This window comes from Paenibacillus sp. V4I9 (assembly GCF_030817295.1).
Classification (GTDB): Bacteria; Bacillota; Bacilli; order Paenibacillales; family NBRC-103111; genus Paenibacillus_E.
Genome location: NZ_JAUSZE010000001.1, coordinates 4,542,937 through 4,559,593 on the forward strand (window position 1 = coordinate 4,542,937; position 16,657 = coordinate 4,559,593).

16 protein-coding genes, 2 pseudogenes and 1 riboswitch are annotated in these 16,657 nt (G+C 44.5%); of the genes and pseudogenes, 2 read left to right on the top strand and 16 right to left on the bottom strand.

Annotated features, from left to right (window positions below; translation table 11 throughout):
- Nucleotides 1-15: 15 nt before the first annotated feature.
- Nucleotides 16-1,710, bottom strand: a complete 1,695-nt coding sequence (cobJ, locus tag QFZ81_RS21425; protein WP_307604622.1) for a precorrin-3B C(17)-methyltransferase — start codon at nt 1,708-1,710, stop codon at nt 16-18.
- Nucleotides 1,711-1,851: 141 nt separating this feature from the next.
- Nucleotides 1,852-2,053, bottom strand: a riboswitch (cobalamin riboswitch).
- Between the two features lie 42 nt (nt 2,054-2,095).
- On the bottom strand, nt 2,096-2,326 hold the full coding sequence (locus QFZ81_RS21430; RefSeq protein WP_307604624.1) for a hypothetical protein: 231 nt from the start codon (nt 2,324-2,326) through the stop codon (nt 2,096-2,098).
- A 163-nt stretch (nt 2,327-2,489) separates the two neighbouring features.
- Between QFZ81_RS21430 and QFZ81_RS21435 the strand changes: the two genes are divergently transcribed.
- Nucleotides 2,490-3,068, top strand: a complete 579-nt coding sequence (locus QFZ81_RS21435; protein ID WP_307441644.1) for a guanylate kinase — start codon at nt 2,490-2,492, stop codon at nt 3,066-3,068.
- Between the two features lie 66 nt (nt 3,069-3,134).
- Here the strand turns inward: QFZ81_RS21435 and QFZ81_RS21440 are convergent, their stop codons facing one another.
- From QFZ81_RS21440 to QFZ81_RS21450, 3 genes and pseudogenes are all read right to left on the bottom strand, one after another.
- Nucleotides 3,135-3,560, bottom strand: coding sequence for a hypothetical protein (locus QFZ81_RS21440; protein WP_307441642.1), 426 nt, complete (start codon nt 3,558-3,560; stop codon nt 3,135-3,137).
- Nucleotides 3,561-3,638: 78 nt separating this feature from the next.
- Nucleotides 3,639-4,115: an SRPBCC family protein gene (locus tag QFZ81_RS21445; protein WP_307441640.1), complete on the bottom strand. Its 477-nt coding sequence runs from the start codon at nt 4,113-4,115 to the stop codon at nt 3,639-3,641.
- 8 nt (nt 4,116-4,123) lie between these two features.
- Nucleotides 4,124-5,079 (bottom strand): annotated as a pseudogene (locus QFZ81_RS21450) (MBL fold metallo-hydrolase).
- A gap of 353 nt (nt 5,080-5,432) precedes the next feature.
- On the opposite strand from QFZ81_RS21450, the gene QFZ81_RS21455 reads away from it, so the two are divergent.
- Complete coding sequence (locus QFZ81_RS21455; protein WP_082615175.1) at nt 5,433-5,528, top strand: YjcZ family sporulation protein; 96 nt, start codon at nt 5,433-5,435, stop codon at nt 5,526-5,528.
- A 173-nt stretch (nt 5,529-5,701) separates the two neighbouring features.
- Here QFZ81_RS21455 and QFZ81_RS21460 read toward each other — a convergent pair whose 3' ends face one another.
- The 11 genes and pseudogenes from QFZ81_RS21460 to xseA form a co-directional block, all read right to left on the bottom strand.
- On the bottom strand, nt 5,702-5,932 hold the full coding sequence (locus tag QFZ81_RS21460) for a helix-turn-helix domain-containing protein (RefSeq protein ID WP_307441636.1): 231 nt from the start codon (nt 5,930-5,932) through the stop codon (nt 5,702-5,704).
- A gap of 39 nt (nt 5,933-5,971) precedes the next feature.
- Nucleotides 5,972-6,765: pseudogene (spo0A, locus tag QFZ81_RS21465) on the bottom strand (sporulation transcription factor Spo0A).
- Nucleotides 6,766-6,998: 233 nt separating this feature from the next.
- Nucleotides 6,999-8,339 carry a SpoIVB peptidase gene (gene spoIVB / locus QFZ81_RS21470; protein WP_047673952.1) on the bottom strand — a complete coding sequence of 447 codons (1,341 nt, stop codon included), beginning with the start codon at nt 8,337-8,339 and terminating at the stop codon, nt 6,999-7,001.
- Nucleotides 8,340-8,457: 118 nt separating this feature from the next.
- The gene (gene recN, locus QFZ81_RS21475) at nt 8,458-10,185 is read right to left on the bottom strand and encodes a DNA repair protein RecN (RefSeq protein WP_307441613.1); all 1,728 of its coding nucleotides are present in this window, start codon (nt 10,183-10,185) and stop codon (nt 8,458-8,460) included.
- 15 nt (nt 10,186-10,200) lie between these two features.
- Nucleotides 10,201-10,650 (bottom strand): transcriptional regulator AhrC/ArgR, encoded by a 450-nt coding sequence (gene ahrC / locus QFZ81_RS21480; protein WP_307441612.1) that lies wholly within the window; start codon nt 10,648-10,650, stop codon nt 10,201-10,203.
- Between the two features lie 2 nt (nt 10,651-10,652).
- Nucleotides 10,653-11,105: a hypothetical protein gene (locus QFZ81_RS21485; protein WP_307441610.1), complete on the bottom strand. Its 453-nt coding sequence runs from the start codon at nt 11,103-11,105 to the stop codon at nt 10,653-10,655.
- A gap of 152 nt (nt 11,106-11,257) precedes the next feature.
- Entirely contained in the window at nt 11,258-12,091 is an 834-nt protein-coding gene (locus QFZ81_RS21490; protein ID WP_307604626.1) for a TlyA family RNA methyltransferase, read from the bottom strand.
- Nucleotides 12,092-12,127: 36 nt separating this feature from the next.
- A complete protein-coding gene (gene dxs, locus QFZ81_RS21495) occupies nt 12,128-14,014 on the bottom strand; it encodes a 1-deoxy-D-xylulose-5-phosphate synthase (protein WP_307441608.1) in 1,887 nt (628 codons plus the stop codon).
- A gap of 118 nt (nt 14,015-14,132) precedes the next feature.
- Nucleotides 14,133-14,990, bottom strand: a complete 858-nt coding sequence (locus QFZ81_RS21500; protein WP_373462751.1) for a polyprenyl synthetase family protein — start codon at nt 14,988-14,990, stop codon at nt 14,133-14,135.
- A gap of 49 nt (nt 14,991-15,039) precedes the next feature.
- Nucleotides 15,040-15,294 carry an exodeoxyribonuclease VII small subunit gene (gene xseB / locus QFZ81_RS21505; protein WP_057306412.1) on the bottom strand — a complete coding sequence of 85 codons (255 nt, stop codon included), beginning with the start codon at nt 15,292-15,294 and terminating at the stop codon, nt 15,040-15,042.
- Nucleotides 15,281-16,651 carry an exodeoxyribonuclease VII large subunit gene (gene xseA, locus QFZ81_RS21510; RefSeq protein WP_307441607.1) on the bottom strand — a complete coding sequence of 457 codons (1,371 nt, stop codon included), beginning with the start codon at nt 16,649-16,651 and terminating at the stop codon, nt 15,281-15,283. Before xseA ends, xseB begins: the two co-directional genes overlap by 14 nt.
- Nucleotides 16,652-16,657 lie beyond the last annotated feature (6 nt).

Consider the following 16,657-nt stretch of genomic DNA (forward strand, 5'->3'; position numbering starts at 1 on the left):
TATTTCCCCCTAATTCTAATCGCCGCAAATGGCATTTTCGATGACGATACCTACCATTTCTTGATGGCGGTAACCTTCAATTTCTTTGACACGCTTGAAAAATTTATGAAACCGTTCGTTCGGATGTCCTTCTTTTTGGTATCGTTCCACGATCCTGCCAACTAATTCAACAAGCTCCGCAGGTTCAATTCCTTCTGCAACAGGCTGAGCCGCATGTGCATTTCGACCTACTGTTTTTCCGCCAAGAAATAGATCAAATTTCTCTTTGCGGTAGACGATGCCGATATCTTGCTGAACAGCCCCATAACAAGCCATTCCACACCCGTTGAAGCCAATTTTCAACTCTTTAGGTACTTCTAGATTGCCAATTCGATGATGGATTGCTTCCGCATAAGGAATAGATTCACCTTTTTCCAAATTACAAAAATCGCATGCTTTGATTTGGGCAACATCACCAATCGGTGATAATAATAAACCAAGTGCACTTAGTTCGGATGTAATCTGGTTAGGGTTATTGGTTTGCACACGAACAATCAGTTGATGATGTGGCGAATATTCAATATCTCCACGATCTCCAACAATCTCGCCTAACGCACACAGTTGGGCTGCTGTTAATTTTTTATTCGCGATACCGGGGCTTACTGCAAACTCAAAGATAGATTGGGTCGCAGTCAGCTTATTGTCAAATTCAAAAGGCACCTCTTCATTCCCTTTGGATACTAGCTGCAAGGCTTCCATTGCAAGCTGTAAGGAGTTACTAGGTGACAAATTCGGCGATGACTTCAGCTGGGAAGGTTCTTTAATTTCAGTAACCTCATCCTCCAAGAGTTCATCTTCTTCATCGAACTCCTCCATGGATTCATCCCAATCCTGCTCATCAAATTGTTCCAAAGCCCAGGGCTCTGCCTCGGATTTCAACCTTTGATGTGGCTTGAGCGGTTGTGTTTCAGCACCTAATGTGTATTTCCGTTGATAACCGCGTGGTGTAATCATGAGTCCGTCATACAGCTTGGTTGCGGAATTACCAATAATAATTGTCGTTAACATGCCAATATCATGATTCAGCATATCAGCAAGCGTCGTCACAACAACATGTTGACGATCTCGATACGCACTTTTGACAATCCCAACAGGCGTTAAAGGAGAACGATACTTAAGAAGGATACGCTGAGTCTCAACAATCTGTCTGGTCCGTCTACCACTTCGCGGGTTATAGAGAGCAATGACGAAATCAGCCATCCCTGCTGCCTCAACCCGCTTCGCAATCAGCTCCCATGGCGTAAGATGATCACTTAAGCTGATGGTGCATGAATCATGCATAATTGGAGCACCTAGCAGAGATCCAGCCGAATGAACAGCTGAAATGCCAGGAATCACTTCCACTTGAACGCCTTCCTCACGCGTCCAGCCTTGTTCCATCAATACCTCATAGACAAGACCGGCCATTCCATACACACCGGCGTCTCCACTGGAAATAACGGCAACTTTCTTCCCCTGCTTCGCTTGCCGCACAGCCTCTTGCGCACGACTCACTTCTTCCGTCATGCCTGTTCGAACTACTTGCTGATCGGTTAATAGACCTGCTATAAGATCCACATAGGTGTTATATCCGATGATAACTTCACTTTCCCCAATTGCTTCCCGTGCACGCTTCGTAATATGTTCAAAACTCCCCGGTCCAAAGCCGATAATGAGCAGTTTTCCTGACAATTTGTATCACCCTTCCCCGTAATTACACAAACAAAAAAAGCATCCCTAACATAAGTCATGTTAGAAATGCTTGGTAAATTACTACAGTTAACAAAACCAGAAGTAACCGCTCTCTAACACTCCCTAATTCCTCGTAGGGTTATTGTGTTGTTGAATTAGGCAGGTCTCCTGACTTCATCATCCCCTTGCGCCTTCCCAGGTTGTTACCCAGTGGCATGTTGCAAGGAGTTACCGTAATAAACGGCGATTTTCACAGTGGCGGGTCCGTGCCGGTATTTCACCGGTCTTCCCTTTTAACCATACATCCGAATGGAAATATGGCACCTAATTCCAATGATATGCAATTACGATCATCCTACCATCTATTGATAGGGTTGTCACGTATTTATTCATAGATGGCTTGATAGAGTCCTTCCATCAAACTCTGGTAACTGCTTGGATTATAGGTCATTTCTGCAAAAGAAACTTGAATGACCTTATTGATCGTTTTAACGATAAAAAAACTATCCTCCCCACGCTCCGGGTCAATATAGGTATAGCACTCTAAGTGATTGCTTCCCGTTTTTTGACGTAAAAATTCCGTTGCTTCCGCACTTAAATTCGCATATTTAGGCATAGTTAGGTTCCTTTCCATTTAAACGAAGTGATGCTATCTATTATAGCGTATTTTTACCCTTTGATTCCTATTAAACGAGAAAGTATTTCTTTAATTTTCAGAATTTTCGTACTATAATGAATCTATCAAGATATCGCTTTCATTATATGAAGGAGGAATTGATATGAGCAGTCATGAAACGAATGGATTGGTGTTTGTCTTTACTGGCACTAGCGGTTCTGGTCGTAAAACAATTGCCCATCACATTGCCAAAGAGCTTGGTTTCTCATCTGTCGTCTCCTACACAACTCGAACACCTAGACCCAAAGAAATCAACGGGAAGGATTATAACTTCATCTCACGCAAAGTGTTCATCGATTGTGACATTGCAGGTGAATTTTTTCAAACTGTTGAAATTGACGGGAATTTCTATGGTATTAAGAAAGCGGACATCGATGAAGCGCTTCGCAAAGACGGACTTATCTATGTCATTGTGAATCGTTATGCAGCTAACCGTTTCAAGTATACATTTGGAGAAAGAGCTATCCGCTTGTTCATCTATGTCAACAAACAAACGATCATGGAACGCATGCTTGCTCGTAACACGCCAACAGACGTCATAGACCACTACATGAACCACTACATAGAGGAAGTCTCCTACCGCAAGGATTGTGAACATGTTTTTGAGAATATGAATTTACAAGAAACGATCGACAAAGTGAAGGCAACCATGCTCGCCTATATGCCAACTACAACCAGTTAAGTGTGCTATTAACGCCAAGAGACCCGGTGATCGACATCACCGAGTCTCTTTTTTACGATCCAACATTCATTTTAATGGGGCTTTTTTCCTCTTCAAGGCCAAGAATCCGCCTAATAGTGAGACCGGCACGATGACAACAAAGCCAATCAACTCATACCATAACGGAATGCTATGATTGGTTAACATGGAATCAAATCCGATTGCAGCGCCGATGACACCAATAATGGCCGAATTGAAATATTCGGCACGCTTCGCAACCTTAGCGGCGATGAATCCGCCAAGAAACGACCAGAACAATCCAATTACCAGAAGCAAAAGTAATAGGCCTACATTCGAATATATAACACTTACATCCTGCTCATCCACTGGGCGATTAGCAAAATAGATACCGCCAATTAACGAAGTCGATATCAAAGTCCCCAAGTTATCAACCGCTATACCAAGCAGTACACCCAGAAAATGAAATTTTCGTTCACTTTTTTGTTCAACCATAGATTCTTCTTCTCTCCTGATCACTTCGATCTACCAGCCTTATCCATAATACCATGTGGGAGTCTTAGTATCCAGTTCTTACCTAGCAGACCTGATAGACTGGGCTATCTCTTCAGCAACCTTCTTCACATAGTTATTACGCTTTTCAAGAAACTGAGTCATATATTTTGCTAAAAACAAGTGATCAACAAGCTTCCCCAATCCTCCAAAAGGTGAGGTGTAATCGAACGTATCCACCATCAAAGTGCCTTGCTCTACAGTTACAAACTCATGTGTATGACGAAATCGCTTGAATGCCCCTCTTACCATTTCATCTACAAAGTAATGCGGCTTATCCATCTCAGTAATCTGGGCAGTCAATTGCTGCTTAATACCTAAATGATAAGCTTCCCAAGTCACTGTTTCTCCACGCTCAATCAGCCCCTGTGTCCTACCTGTTATCGCTCTCTCCTTCGTATGGGAGGTTGATTCCGCATGGATATCTATACTTCTTGCCAAATCAAAACACACCTCGATAGGTGCATGAATAAGTAACTTCTGTCGTATAGTTGGCATTGACTCCTCTACTTCCACCAAGTGTCTATCGGATAATCTGCGGCATTCACGATGACAGTTTGACCTATTTTTGGTGTGACAATTGACACTTTGTTAGCATGTGCTGCCCTTGTGGCACGCTCTACCGGTTCTGTCCAGTCATGTAAAGCCAGCGTGAATGCTCCCCAATGTATCGGAATTATCAGCTTCCCTTTCACATCCAAATGGGCTTGGACTGTTTCTTCCGGCATCATATGAATATCAGACCAGCGATCATCGTATTGTCCGCACTCCATCAGAGTAAGATCGAACGGACCATATTTAAGCCCAATTTCTTTGAAATGGGAGGAATACCCACTATCACCACTGAAGAAGATGCTGGACTGCTTTCCTTTGATCACCCACGAACACCATAAGGTAGCACCACGATCCGTCATACTTCCCCCGAAAAGTGTGTAGCTGGCGTACAAGCCAACGTTAAACCTTCAAACGTAAACTCATCCCACCAGTCATACTCTTCGATCTTCTCAGGCTGCACACCCCATCTGATCAGATGACCGCCAACCCCAAGCGGGACAAAAAACTTGTTCACTTTATGCTTAATCTTCATGATTGATCCATAATCCAAATGATCATAATGGTCATGTGACAAAATAACGGCATCAATCACGGGCAGCTGCGCAATTTCAAAAGGCAATCCACCGCTATACCTTCCCTTCCCGAACCATGGAAACGGCGAAGGAGCTTTCCCGAACATGGGATCTAATAAAAGGGCTTTTCCATCGATCGTTAGTAAGGAAGCCGAATGACCAAACCAAGTCACTTTCGTTTCCAGATCCTTGGTCAAATTGGGGGTTTCCATCTCTAATTGCGTCTTTGGACGTCGATTCGGACTGCTTTTCGCAAAATCGAGCAAGATCCCCATTGTATTCCTCAAGCCCATATTCATCATGGTAGGAACAGGGTTTTCGAATTTCCCATTCAAATACTGAGAGGATCGCGAGAAAGACTGTGCCTTCTCCTTCGAGGGTCTCCGTCCGAAAACAGGGTAAACATTCACAAAAAGAACAATAACACACACAATTCCCACTACGAAACTCGTCAATATAAGTAACAACTTCTATGCCGCCTCCAAGCTTAAACTTATAGGAATAGTCTTTTTATGACTAGATGTATTAACGTAAATCCGCATCGTATGGTTCCAAGATTTGATTAACAACCGATTTTTTTTCAAAAATAGGGACAATAGCACAATCAGTCGATTCGCCCAAACATTCCTCAAAAATAGTCATAAGCTATCTCGAAACACAAACCAATATCAGTTGGAGGTTGATTCGGATGAGTTGTGGAACTGGCGTAGGTTATACTTCTTCAGCAGCAATCTTGGTACTGTTCATTTTACTGGTTATCATCACTAGCGCTTTTGTTTGGTAATTTAGAAAACAAATACAGAAGGGCTACCTATCCTCATAGGTAGTCTTTCTGACATTCCCCCGTTCCCGCCATGGTTCATATTAACAAAGAAAAGTTCATTGTATGTTTTAAATAAACTAAAAAGAACGCTCTGAATAAGAGCGCCCTCTTTTTGATATATAGGATTACAACCATCAATTTAATACGTTCGACTCGATCGTGACCAATTCATACAAATCATTCACATCACACCCCAGAGTGTCAGCGATAGATATAGCAGACTTAAGCGGCATGATTCTTTTGTTTTCAACAAAGTCGGTTATCCGCTCTGGCTTATAAAGCAAAGTTCGAGCGAGTTCAAAGGCAGTCATGTCGGATTCAAGTAATCGTTCACTAAGTAGGCAGCGACCGAGCTCATATTTCATTCTGATGACCTCCGAGATATTACAAAGATTCTAACCCTCTCAAGAAACCTTATGCTCGATGCGAAGCTTATCAGCAACCATCGCGATGAACTCCGAATTGGTCGGTTTGGACTTCGAGATGTTAATCGTGTATCCGAAGATAAACGAAATTGAATCAATGTTGCCGCGCGTCCAAGCGACTTCAATCGCATGACGGATGGCGCGCTCAACGCGGCTAGGTGTAGTCTTGTACTTCTCAGCAATAGCTGGGTACAAAGTTTTGGTGATAGCACCTAGGATTTCGATATTATTGTAAACCATCGTGATCGCTTCGCGAAGATATTGATATCCTTTAATATGCGCAGGAACGCCGATTTCATGTATGATGCTGGTGATATTAGCATCTAAGTTTTCCCTTTAGGCATATGTACAATATTTGCACGTGATGTTGAAGTGGTTGCGGATGCTTGATTGTTACCAACAAGCTGGCGTATACGGTTCGTTAGCGTTTCCATATCAAAAGGCTTGAGAATGTAGTAAGAGGCTCCAAGTTGCACAGCTTTTTGAGTGATATTTTCTTGCCCAAAAGCGGTTAGCATGATGATTTTCGGTTGTGTGGGAAGATTCATCTCACGCATTTTTTCAAGTACACCCAGGCCATCCAAGTGAGGCATAATAATATCTAAAATGAGTACATCCGGCAATTCACGTTGTTGCTCAAGAAAACGAAGAACTTCGTTACCGTTGTACGCCACTCCTACAATTTCCATATCCTCTTGCTCACCAATGAACTCTGATAATAAATGGGTAAACTCACGATTGTCATCTGCTAGTAACACTTGAATTTTTTGCAAAATAAAATCCTCCTTTAGCTACTCATACAAGTTGGTATTTCTCTCTTAAGTAAAGGTATTCGACACCTCAACTTAAATTCCTTCTGTCGAATATTATTTTTCTTTTCTTTTAATTCACTTTCTTATATAATAATATATTTATCTTCTATATCCAACATTTTTCGACAAATTCACATGAGGCCGTGTTTTTCCTTGTAGAATGAGGTTAAAATAAAATAAAGAATCAAAGGCTTCTAGCTCGCCTTTGATTCTTTGTAAGAGGCTCCTGAAGAAGGTCTAAGAATAATACCTGAGTCCTGAAGCATCCACTCTATGAAACAACCGTAACCACTTGTAGGATCATTCACAAATACGTGAGTAACGGCTCCGATTAACTTGCCATTCTGGATAATAGGGCTGCCGCTCATCCCTTGAACAATACCGCCTGTTTTATCTAACAACCGCGGATCTGTTATTTTAATGACCATACCCTTAGTACCTGGTATGTCTTGTTTGGATACATGGACAACTTGAATGTCAAATTTTTCGACTTTCTGTCCTTCCACGACCGTATAAATTTGAGCAGGTCCTTCTTTTACTTCTTCAGCGAAAGCAACAGGTATAGCTTCTTTGTCCAAGCTGTGGTCAGGAGCAGCATACATTTTTCCAAAAATACCGAATGCCGTGTTTCTTTCGATATTACCAATGACTTTACTATCTTTATACAAAGTAGCATGTTTCTCGCCGGGATCTCCATTATGGCTTTTAGAAATAGAGGTCACATTAGAGTACACAATATCGCCGTCACCAACGATGATAGGCGTTTGGGTATCCATATCCGTGATAACATGTCCCAGTGCCCCGTACACACCTTGATCTGGTGCGTAGAAGGTTAGAGTACCAACACCCGCAGCTGAATCCCGAATATACAGACCTAAGCGATAAGACTTATCTACGACGTCATAGACAGGCTGCAGCTTAACAATAATCTCTTCATTGTTACGAAGGATTTTTAGCTCCAGGGGTGTTTTGCTTTCTCCGGATTTGGCTACAAGATCGGCAACCTTACTAACATCCTTGGAATCTTTGCCATTGATCTTAGTAATTAAATCACCAACTTGAATTTTCGCTTCTTCACCAGGTGAAACTTTTTGGTCTTGGGCAACAGTTACTAAATGATGACCTACGACCAAAATACCGGCAGACTTAATTTTCACACCGATTGTTTGACCACCTGGGATGACTTTCAAATCCGGTACTACGTTTACTTTAACTGTCTTGATGGGGATTGCACCGAACAGCTTGAGCTTCATTTCTGTTTGCCCAGAGTGATCGGATTGCAAAGAGATGGGTTCTTTCAAATTAACTTGAAATGAGTGCTTGGCATTGCCGTTTACCTTTACAATATCCGTATCTTTTACCGTGACTTGGGCGTTGACCGGCATTGTTAATTGGAGCTGCTTCCCCTGCCCGCTGAATAAGCGAAGTTCCTGAGGGAAGGAGGCAAAGCTTTGAAAAGGCGGAGACAAACTTACCATACAAACGAAGAAGACGAGCAGGAGTCCGAACAATCTTTTTCTTTTGCTGGATTGCAATATCTTCACGCTCCTTCACACTTCCTTGAGCCTTGACGATTGTCGTCGTCAAATGCGTACCTTTAAGTTAACCCCACTCTCTCCGTTTTATAACTGAAAATGCTGACTATCTATACTTTCATGCCCTTGCTTTCTTATTTCTTGCCATGGCAAGCATTTCCCCTGCATGATGCAGGGTGGTTTCCGTCACTTCAACTCCGCCAAGCATTCTCGCTAATTCCTCAATTCGTCCAGAATCCGGCATATCTTGAACACGTGTAAACGTTCGTTCTTGATCCACTTCTTTCCGAATATAGAAATGAACATCAGCGAAACTAGCCACTTGAGGTAAATGCGTAATCGAGAAAACTTGGCAGTTTGTTGACAAAACGGACATTTTTTCTGCAATAGCTTGCGCCGCGCGGCCACTTACACCTGTATCTACTTCGTCGAAAACAAGGACAGGAATTTGATCAATGCGTGCAAATATCGTTTTCATCGCGAGCATAATACGTGAGAGCTCCCCGCCAGAAGCAATTTTACTAAGACCGCGTAACGGCTCTCCAGGATTGGGGGCCATGAGAAACTCAATCTGGTCGATCCCTTGCCGTGAGTAACGTACTTTGTTTCCTTCAACAAGAATGCCTCGTTCGTCAAGTGTTTGTTCCACTTGTACACGGAACTGCGTGCGTTCCATCTGCAGATCACGAAGTTCATGCTCAATTTGGCTTGCAAGCTGTTCAGCAATCCCTTTGCGTAAATTGGAAAGATCCAAAGCCGCTACGCCCAACTGCTTTTCTTCGGCCGCAAGCTTGTCCTCTAATTTACGAATATGCTCATCTTTATTTTCAATGGTATCGACTTCACTTTTAATTTTATCCAAATAAACGAGTATTTCTTTAATATTCTCTCCATATTTTCGCCTGAGAGACGTGATCATATCTAATCTTTGTTCAATAAAATCCAAACGCGAAGGGTTAAACTCGATGCCATCTCGATAATCACGCAGTTGATAAGCGGCGTCTTCCATCTGATAATACGCGGATTGCGCTTGCTCGAGAAGAGGACTTAGCTTCGTTGGATCAAGTTGAACGATATCCTGCAGTCTGGAAACCGCCTTTCCGGCAGCATCTAAGCCACGATTCGTCGCATAGAGGAAATCATAAGCCTCGGAAGAACTTTGAAATAGTTTTTCCGCGTTAGCCAGTTTTCGCTTCTCTTCGATTAAGGTCTCATCTTCCCCCATTTTTAGTTTTGCAGCCGAAATTTCATCGATTTGAAAACGATATAAATCTAGCATTTGAAGCGCTTGTTTGCTTGTTTCTTGAAGCTCTCGCAGCTCTTTTTGCAGTTTCATATATTGATCATAGCTAGCTTGATAGTTTTTTTTCGCAGCCTCAACTTCAGAATCACCGAATAAATCGAGAGAATGAATATGTTCATCTACATTCAGAAGGGATTGATGTTCATGCTGACCATGAATATTAACCAGCCACTCCCCTGTTTTGCGCAGCATCGTCAAGTTGACCAGTTGACCATTAATGCGGCTGGAGCTTTTACCCGTTGCGGTGATTTCTCTACGAATAAGCAAATGCTCACTGGCATCTGCACTTATGCCGAGTTCTGTAAGCGTATGCCAAACCGGATGCGTGGATGGTAATTCAAACATTGCTTCTATCTCTGCTTTATCTGCACCGTAACGTACCAATTCCGAAGATCCTCTACCGCCAACAATAAGTGTTAAAGCATCGATGATGATCGATTTACCTGCGCCTGTTTCTCCTGTTAGGACATGAAAGCCAGCTTTGAAACGAATATGTACATGTTCAATAACAGCCAAATTACGAATCGAAAGTTCTGTAAGCATGTGCTCCTCCTGAAATTAAGATAGTAATGACATAACATCATCCACAAAAGTGAGGCTGTTCTCTTTGCCGCGGCAAATCACAAGAATGGTATCATCTCCGCAAATCGTCCCCATGACACCGCTCCACTCTAGATTATCAATAAGTGCGCAAATCGTGTTGGCTGTACCTGGTAAACATTTCATCACGACAAGATTGTCGGTATGGTCAATGCTAACAAAATGGTCACTCAATGCTCTTCGTAGTCTTTGCATCGGATTAAATCGCTGATCAGCCGGCATGGAGTACTTATATCTGCCATCATCCAAGGGAACCTTAATCAGATGAAGCTCTTTGATATCACGTGAGACTGTCGCTTGTGTGACATGAAAGCCAGCAGCCCGAAGAGTCTCCACCAATTCATCCTGCGTCTCAATCTCGTGATTCGTAATTATCTCTCTGATTTTTACATGTCTTTGACCTTTCATCCTTACACCTCTATATGAAATGTGATTTTTTTAATTTTGTTTAGAGCCATATCCACATAAAGCACGCCATCAGTTTCTGGATAAATCAGACTATAGGCTAGCAGCATATCACGAACAGCGCTTCCTGTCATTTCAAGTGGTTTACGTTCCTTTGCTACTTTCACGATGTAAATTTGTTCTTCTTTCTGGGCAAAATAATCGATGAATAGCCGGCTTTCCAGCTGTTCTCTTTCGTTGATCGTCATGCTGATAGGAATTTTGGTTTTACCGGCAAGCACATCAAAGCCAGCTCCTTCAAGCAGCTCCACGACTTCATCCTGAGGTATTTCTGAGCGTCTAGGAATCCTTCTTCGCTTCTTATTCGGTCCGTCTAGCCACCTTTGGAAGCGCCAAAAGATAATGCCAACAACTATGATCAGGATTAACAAAATGACTTTAACATCGCCTTGTTCCATGTCCTTCACCTCGCCATAGTATTCGCGGATTTACCCGGAAAATCCTTCTTTATGAAGCAAGGGTAAACGAACTCTATATATAAAACTGATACTTTCCTATCTACTGAAAAAACCCATCTCTGGGCCGCAAAAAGGCGTTCTCAAAGATGAGTTTATTTGCCATGCAATTTTTGTGCTTCTTTGACCGTCCCTGCAATCAAATCTTTCAGAGAAGAAGCGTCAGCAAGAGAAGCATCCCCATCTGTATCAATAGACCAATAGGCAAGGAATTCAATGTTCCCTTCCCCTCCTGTGATTGGTGAGTATGTCAGTCCTTTCAAGCGAAAGCCTAACTCTTCTGCAAAAGTTAACACTGTGGTGAGCACATCCACATGCACATCAGGATCGCGTACAACACCGGATTTTCCAACTTTCTCTCTACCTGCCTCGAATTGAGGTTTAATGAGCGCAACCACTCGTCCCTGATCTAACAAGATCTCCTTCAATGGCGGTAAAATAATTCTCAACGAAATGAAAGAAACATCAATGCTTGCAAATGTTGGCCGTGGACCGTTCAAATCCTCCATTTTCGTATAGCGAAAATTCGTTCTCTCCATAACATGAACACGTTCGTCATTACGAAGCGACCAATCCAATTGATTATAGCCAACATCGACGGCGTACACAGAGGCAGCACCATTTTGCAGAGCACAGTCTGTAAATCCGCCTGTTGAGGCTCCGATATCAAGCATAACTGCTCCATTTAAATCGATATCAAATTGTTTCAATGCCTTCTCTAACTTAAGGCCGCCTCTACTTACATAAGGATGAAGCGCACCTTTCACTTTCAATACAGCTTTCCGGCTGATCTTCATACCCGCTTTATCTACAGGTTCTTCATCAGCAAAAACAAGGCCTGCCATAATGGCGGCCTTTGCCTTTTCTCTGCTTTCGAAATAGCCTTGCTCAAGAAGCAATAGATCTAATCGTTCTTTATCCGATGACATTGTATTTGTGTTACTCCTATTCTTATCATCCATAGCCTAAGCTCGTTGTCGTTTACGTGGCACTAGCTTCTTCACTTCAGTGACTAAGTTTTGTGTGGTAAGTCCAACTTCTTCACGTTGTTCCTTCACGCTTCCATGCTCAACGAAGTAATCCGGGATACCCATTATTTGCACGTGTAGTCCAACGACACCTTTGGCTGCGTAGAATTCTACTACGCTGCTGCCAAGTCCGCCTTGGATAGAACCTTCTTCCATCGTGATGATTGGAATAGACTCACTCGCTAGCTGGAGTAAGTAGGCTTCATCAAGCGGTTTGATGAATCGTGCATTGACAACGCGAAGGTTGATGCCTTCCTTAGCCAATTGTTCGGCTGCCTCTTCGGCAATCTGCACCATCGGCCCAACTGCAAGTACAGCAGCATAATCCCCATCACGCAATGTCTCCCATGTACCGATTGGAATCGCCTTTGGAGTTTCAACGATACTCGATCCCGTTCCGCTGTTTCTTGGATAACGGTATGCGATAGGTCCATCATTGTACTCAAGAGCAGTCTGCATCATATCTCTTAATTCACGTTCGTCCTTAGGCATCATAAGAACCATGTTCGGCAGCGTCCGTAGAAATGAAATGTCGTATACACCATGATGGGTCTCGCCATCTGGACCTACAAACCCCGCACGGTCAATAGCAAATGTAACATTCAGCTTCGGACGGCAAATGTCGTGGACGACTTGGTCGTAAGCTCTCTGTAGAAAAGTGGAATACACCGCAAATACTGGTTTCAAGCCTTCACTCGCAAGACCTGCACATAGTGTTGCCGCATGCTGCTCCGCAATTCCGACGTCAATCATCCGATTGGGGAACTGCTTCGCGAACTTCAGTAACCCAGAGCCTCCAGGCATAGCTGGAGTAACAGCAACAATTCTGGAATCCTTCTCAGCAAGCTCGATTAACGTATTCCCGAAAATTTCTGTATACATGGGGGGACCTACGGATTTAAGCACCTGACCTGATTCGATCTTGTAAGGTCCTGGACCATGCCAACTGTGCGAATCCTGTTCGGCTGGCGTATACCCTTTACCCTTGGTCGTTACGACATGAACAAGCACAGGACCGTTAACTTTCTCAGCCTGTTTAAGCGTATCGAGCAACACTGGCAAATTATGTCCGTCTACAGGCCCAATGTAAGTGAACCCTAATTCCTCAAACCAAACACCGTTTAATACAAAATATTTGAGACTGTCCTTCAGCTTTTCCGCGGTTTTGGCCAAGGTGCCGCCGATGGCAGGAATTTTCTTAAGTAAATGTTCAACTTCTTCTTTGGCCTTCAGATAATGACGATCCGAACGAATTTTGCTCAAATAATTATGAATAGCCCCGACATTGGGTGCAATCGACATTTCATTGTCATTCAGAATGACCATAATATTTTTCTTCTCATGACCAATGTGGTTCATTGCTTCTAACGCCATACCGCCGGTAATCGCCCCATCACCAATAACGGCAACAACTTTATTGTGTTCACCTTTAAGATCGCGAGCCATCGCCATTCCCATTGCGGCTGACAGCGAAGTACTGCTATGCCCGGCTTCCCAGACGTCATGTTCACTTTCAGAACGTTTTACGAATCCACAAAGTCCCTTGTATTTGCGAAGAGTATCGAATTTATCTTTGCGACCAGTTAAAATTTTGTGTACGTAAGCTTGATGACCCACATCAAAAATAAATTTATCATACGGGCTGTGGAACAAGGTATGTAAAGCAATGGTGAGCTCAACCACACCTAAATTGGAGGACAAGTGTCCACCTGTAACGGACAGCTTCTCAATCAGAAATTGACGGATTTCACCAGCCAATGTCTCAAGCTCCGTCAAGGATAAACGCTTCAAGTCCTCAGGCCGATTGATTTGTTCGAGCAGCACGCTTGTTTCCTCACTTTCAATGTGAAAATACTGAGATCGATTTCACCATTATATCATAAATTGGGTATTTCGTGTAAAACGACAAAAACGCAAGGGGAATCATACATTCAATAACGGATTAATGATCTCTCTGCATTAAGTAATCCGCCAGTTGGAGAAGCCTTTCTGGGTGTGCTATCTGTGCACGAAGCAGTGCTTCTTTGGCGTGATTCGTCAAATCCTTAACCTTCTGCTCCGAAGCATCGATCCCGATAAAAAAGGGATAAGTTACTTTTTGCTGCTTCTCATCGCTCTTTACAGGCTTACCTAACTTCTTCTCATCACCGATAATATCCAAAATATCATCCTGAATTTGAAAAGCAAGACCAATGGCATTACCGAATTCACTAAGTGCACCCAACTGTGCATCCGTTGCGCCAGCAATATGACCGCCAGCACGTAAAGAGAAAACAATGAGATCACTCGTCTTATGCGTATGAATGAAAGCTAATTCTTCAAGCTTTGTAATGCCTTGCTCTCCAAGCATATCAGCAGCTTGACCGCCAACCATACCTCTAGCGCCTGCATAAATGGCAAGCTCTTCTGTGATGGCCAACACACGTTCTGCTGGAATGCCATGGCCTTTATGGGCTTGCGTAATGCTGAAGAAAGCATGAGTCAGCAATGCATCGCCAGCTAGAATGGCCATGGCCTCACCGTACACCTTATGATTCGTCAGCTTGCCTCGGCGATAATCATCATTATCCATTGCTGGCAAATCATCATGAACCAGGGAGTAAGTATGAACCATCTCAATGGCTAAAGCAACAGGCATCGCTGCATCTAGGGAACCCCCAAGCACTTCAGCTGCTGCTAGCACCAGAATGGGACGCAAGCGCTTGCCTCCAGCCATTAAGGAATAATTCATGGACTCACGAAGAGAACCCGGAACATCCCATGCTGCAGGCAGCGCTTGGATTAATGCCGCTTCAACCATATCAGCATGGGAAGCTATATATTCATGAATGGTAGACGTCTTATTCAACCTAATTCCCCTTATCTTCCAAGACAGGTTGGAAAGGCTTCCTGCTCACAGTACCCGATTCACCTTCAACCAGCATCTCAATTTTCTTCTCCACTTGTTCAAGCTTCACACCGCACAGATGGGAGAGCCGAACGCCTTCTTGATAAAGCTCAATGGCTTTCTCCAAAGGCACATCGCCGCTTTCCAATTGGGCAACTATGCGCTCCAACTGCTCAATGGCCAGTTCAAAGCTAACTTCCGTTTCACTCGTAGACATCTTTGTTCTCCTCCATCCCCGATACCTGACAATTCAATCTTCCGTCCTTGAGACGAATCTTAACGAAATCTCCAACCTTCACTTGGGAGACGGAACGAATGAGCTCCTGCTCTTGTTCGTCGTACGCCAAGCTGTAGCCCCGCTGCATGACCTTTAGCGGGCTGAGGGCGTCCAAATGACGGACGCCGGACTGCCACTCCTGCTTCTTCGTACGCAGGAGGGTCTGCATGGCCGTGAGCATCTGCCGCTTGGAAGTATCCAAGCGCCGCCTTGCCGACACGGCCTGCTCTTTGGGATTGAAGCTGGATAAGCGGCGCTCCAGCTTCAATCGCCGTTCCGCTAGCAGCGTTAGGCGCTGGCGCATGCGGTAACCGAGCTGCTCCGCAAGCCGGTCGAGTCGCTCCGCTGGCTGCATCAGCAGCTGCCTGCGGGGGTTCGTCAGGAACGGGGAGCGCTTCGCGCGCTCCAGCCGTTCCTGCTTGCGGCGCAGCTGCTGGAGCAGCCCGTAGTGCAGCCGCTGCGCAAGCTGCGACAGCTGCTGCTTCAGCTCGAGGTGATTCGGCACCGCGAGCTCAGCCGCCGCCGTAGGCGTCGGCGCTCTCAGATCGGCGACGAAGTCCGCGATCGTGAAGTCCGTCTCGTGGCCGACGGCCGAGATGATGGGAATCGCGGAGGCGCAGATAGCCCGCGCAACGGCTTCCTCGTTGAACGCCCAGAGCTCCTCGAGCGAGCCGCCGCCGCGGCCCACGATGAGCACGTCGGCTTCACCGAGCCGGTTCATGGCTTCGATCGCCTTAACGATCGAAGGGCCTGCTTGCGCTCCCTGTACCAGTACCGGGTACAGAAGAATCTGGACCGACGGGTAGCGGCGCTGCAGCGTGATGATGACATCACGCACAGCAGCCCCTGTCGGAGACGTAATCACGCCGATCGCGCGCGGAAACCGAGGAATCGGTTTCTTGCGCTCCGCCGCGAACAGTCCTTCCCCTTCGAGCTTCTTCTTGAGCTGCTCGAAGGCCATATACAAACTGCCGATGCCATCTGGCTGCATCGCCGTCACATAGAACTGATACGCTCCGTCTCTTTCATATACGGAAATATTACCGCGAGCGATCACTTTCGTTCCCTCTTTCGGTAAAAAACCGAGCTTCTGGTTATGAGAAGCAAACATGATGCTTTTTAGTCTGCCATCCGCATCTTTCATCGTAAAATACATATGACCGCTGGAATGGTGAGTGAAATTAGAGATTTCCCCACGAACCCAAACATCCTGCAGACGGGAATCGCCCTCTAGCATGAGTTTAATATACCGGTTCAAATCCTTAACAGATAAAATCTTCGTCTCGTTTCTCGCCATACTCCT

What these genes read in the sequence shown, in the direction of transcription:
- QFZ81_RS21430 (WP_307604624.1), bottom strand. Translation starts at nt 2,326, where the DNA reads ATGCCTAAATATGCGAATTTAAGTGCGGAAGCAACGGAATTTTTACGT.
- QFZ81_RS21435 (WP_307441644.1), top strand. Translation starts at nt 2,490, where the DNA reads ATGAGCAGTCATGAAACGAATGGATTGGTGTTTGTCTTTACTGGCACT.
- QFZ81_RS21440 (WP_307441642.1), bottom strand. Translation starts at nt 3,560, where the DNA reads ATGGTTGAACAAAAAAGTGAACGAAAATTTCATTTTCTGGGTGTACTG.
- QFZ81_RS21445 (WP_307441640.1), bottom strand. Translation starts at nt 4,115, where the DNA reads ATGCCAACTATACGACAGAAGTTACTTATTCATGCACCTATCGAGGTG.
- QFZ81_RS21455 (WP_082615175.1), top strand. Translation starts at nt 5,433, where the DNA reads ATGAGTTGTGGAACTGGCGTAGGTTATACTTCTTCAGCAGCAATCTTG.
- QFZ81_RS21460 (WP_307441636.1), bottom strand. Translation starts at nt 5,932, where the DNA reads ATGAAATATGAGCTCGGTCGCTGCCTACTTAGTGAACGATTACTTGAA.
- recN (WP_307441613.1), bottom strand. Translation starts at nt 10,185, where the DNA reads ATGCTTACAGAACTTTCGATTCGTAATTTGGCTGTTATTGAACATGTA.
- ahrC (WP_307441612.1), bottom strand. Translation starts at nt 10,650, where the DNA reads ATGAAAGGTCAAAGACATGTAAAAATCAGAGAGATAATTACGAATCAC.
- QFZ81_RS21485 (WP_307441610.1), bottom strand. Translation starts at nt 11,105, where the DNA reads ATGGAACAAGGCGATGTTAAAGTCATTTTGTTAATCCTGATCATAGTT.
- QFZ81_RS21490 (WP_307604626.1), bottom strand. Translation starts at nt 12,091, where the DNA reads ATGTCATCGGATAAAGAACGATTAGATCTATTGCTTCTTGAGCAAGGC.
- QFZ81_RS21500 (WP_373462751.1), bottom strand. Translation starts at nt 14,990, where the DNA reads ATGGTTGAAGCGGCATTAATCCAAGCGCTGCCTGCAGCATGGGATGTT.
- xseB (WP_057306412.1), bottom strand. Translation starts at nt 15,294, where the DNA reads ATGTCTACGAGTGAAACGGAAGTTAGCTTTGAACTGGCCATTGAGCAG.
- xseA (WP_307441607.1), bottom strand. Translation starts at nt 16,651, where the DNA reads ATGGCGAGAAACGAGACGAAGATTTTATCTGTTAAGGATTTGAACCGG.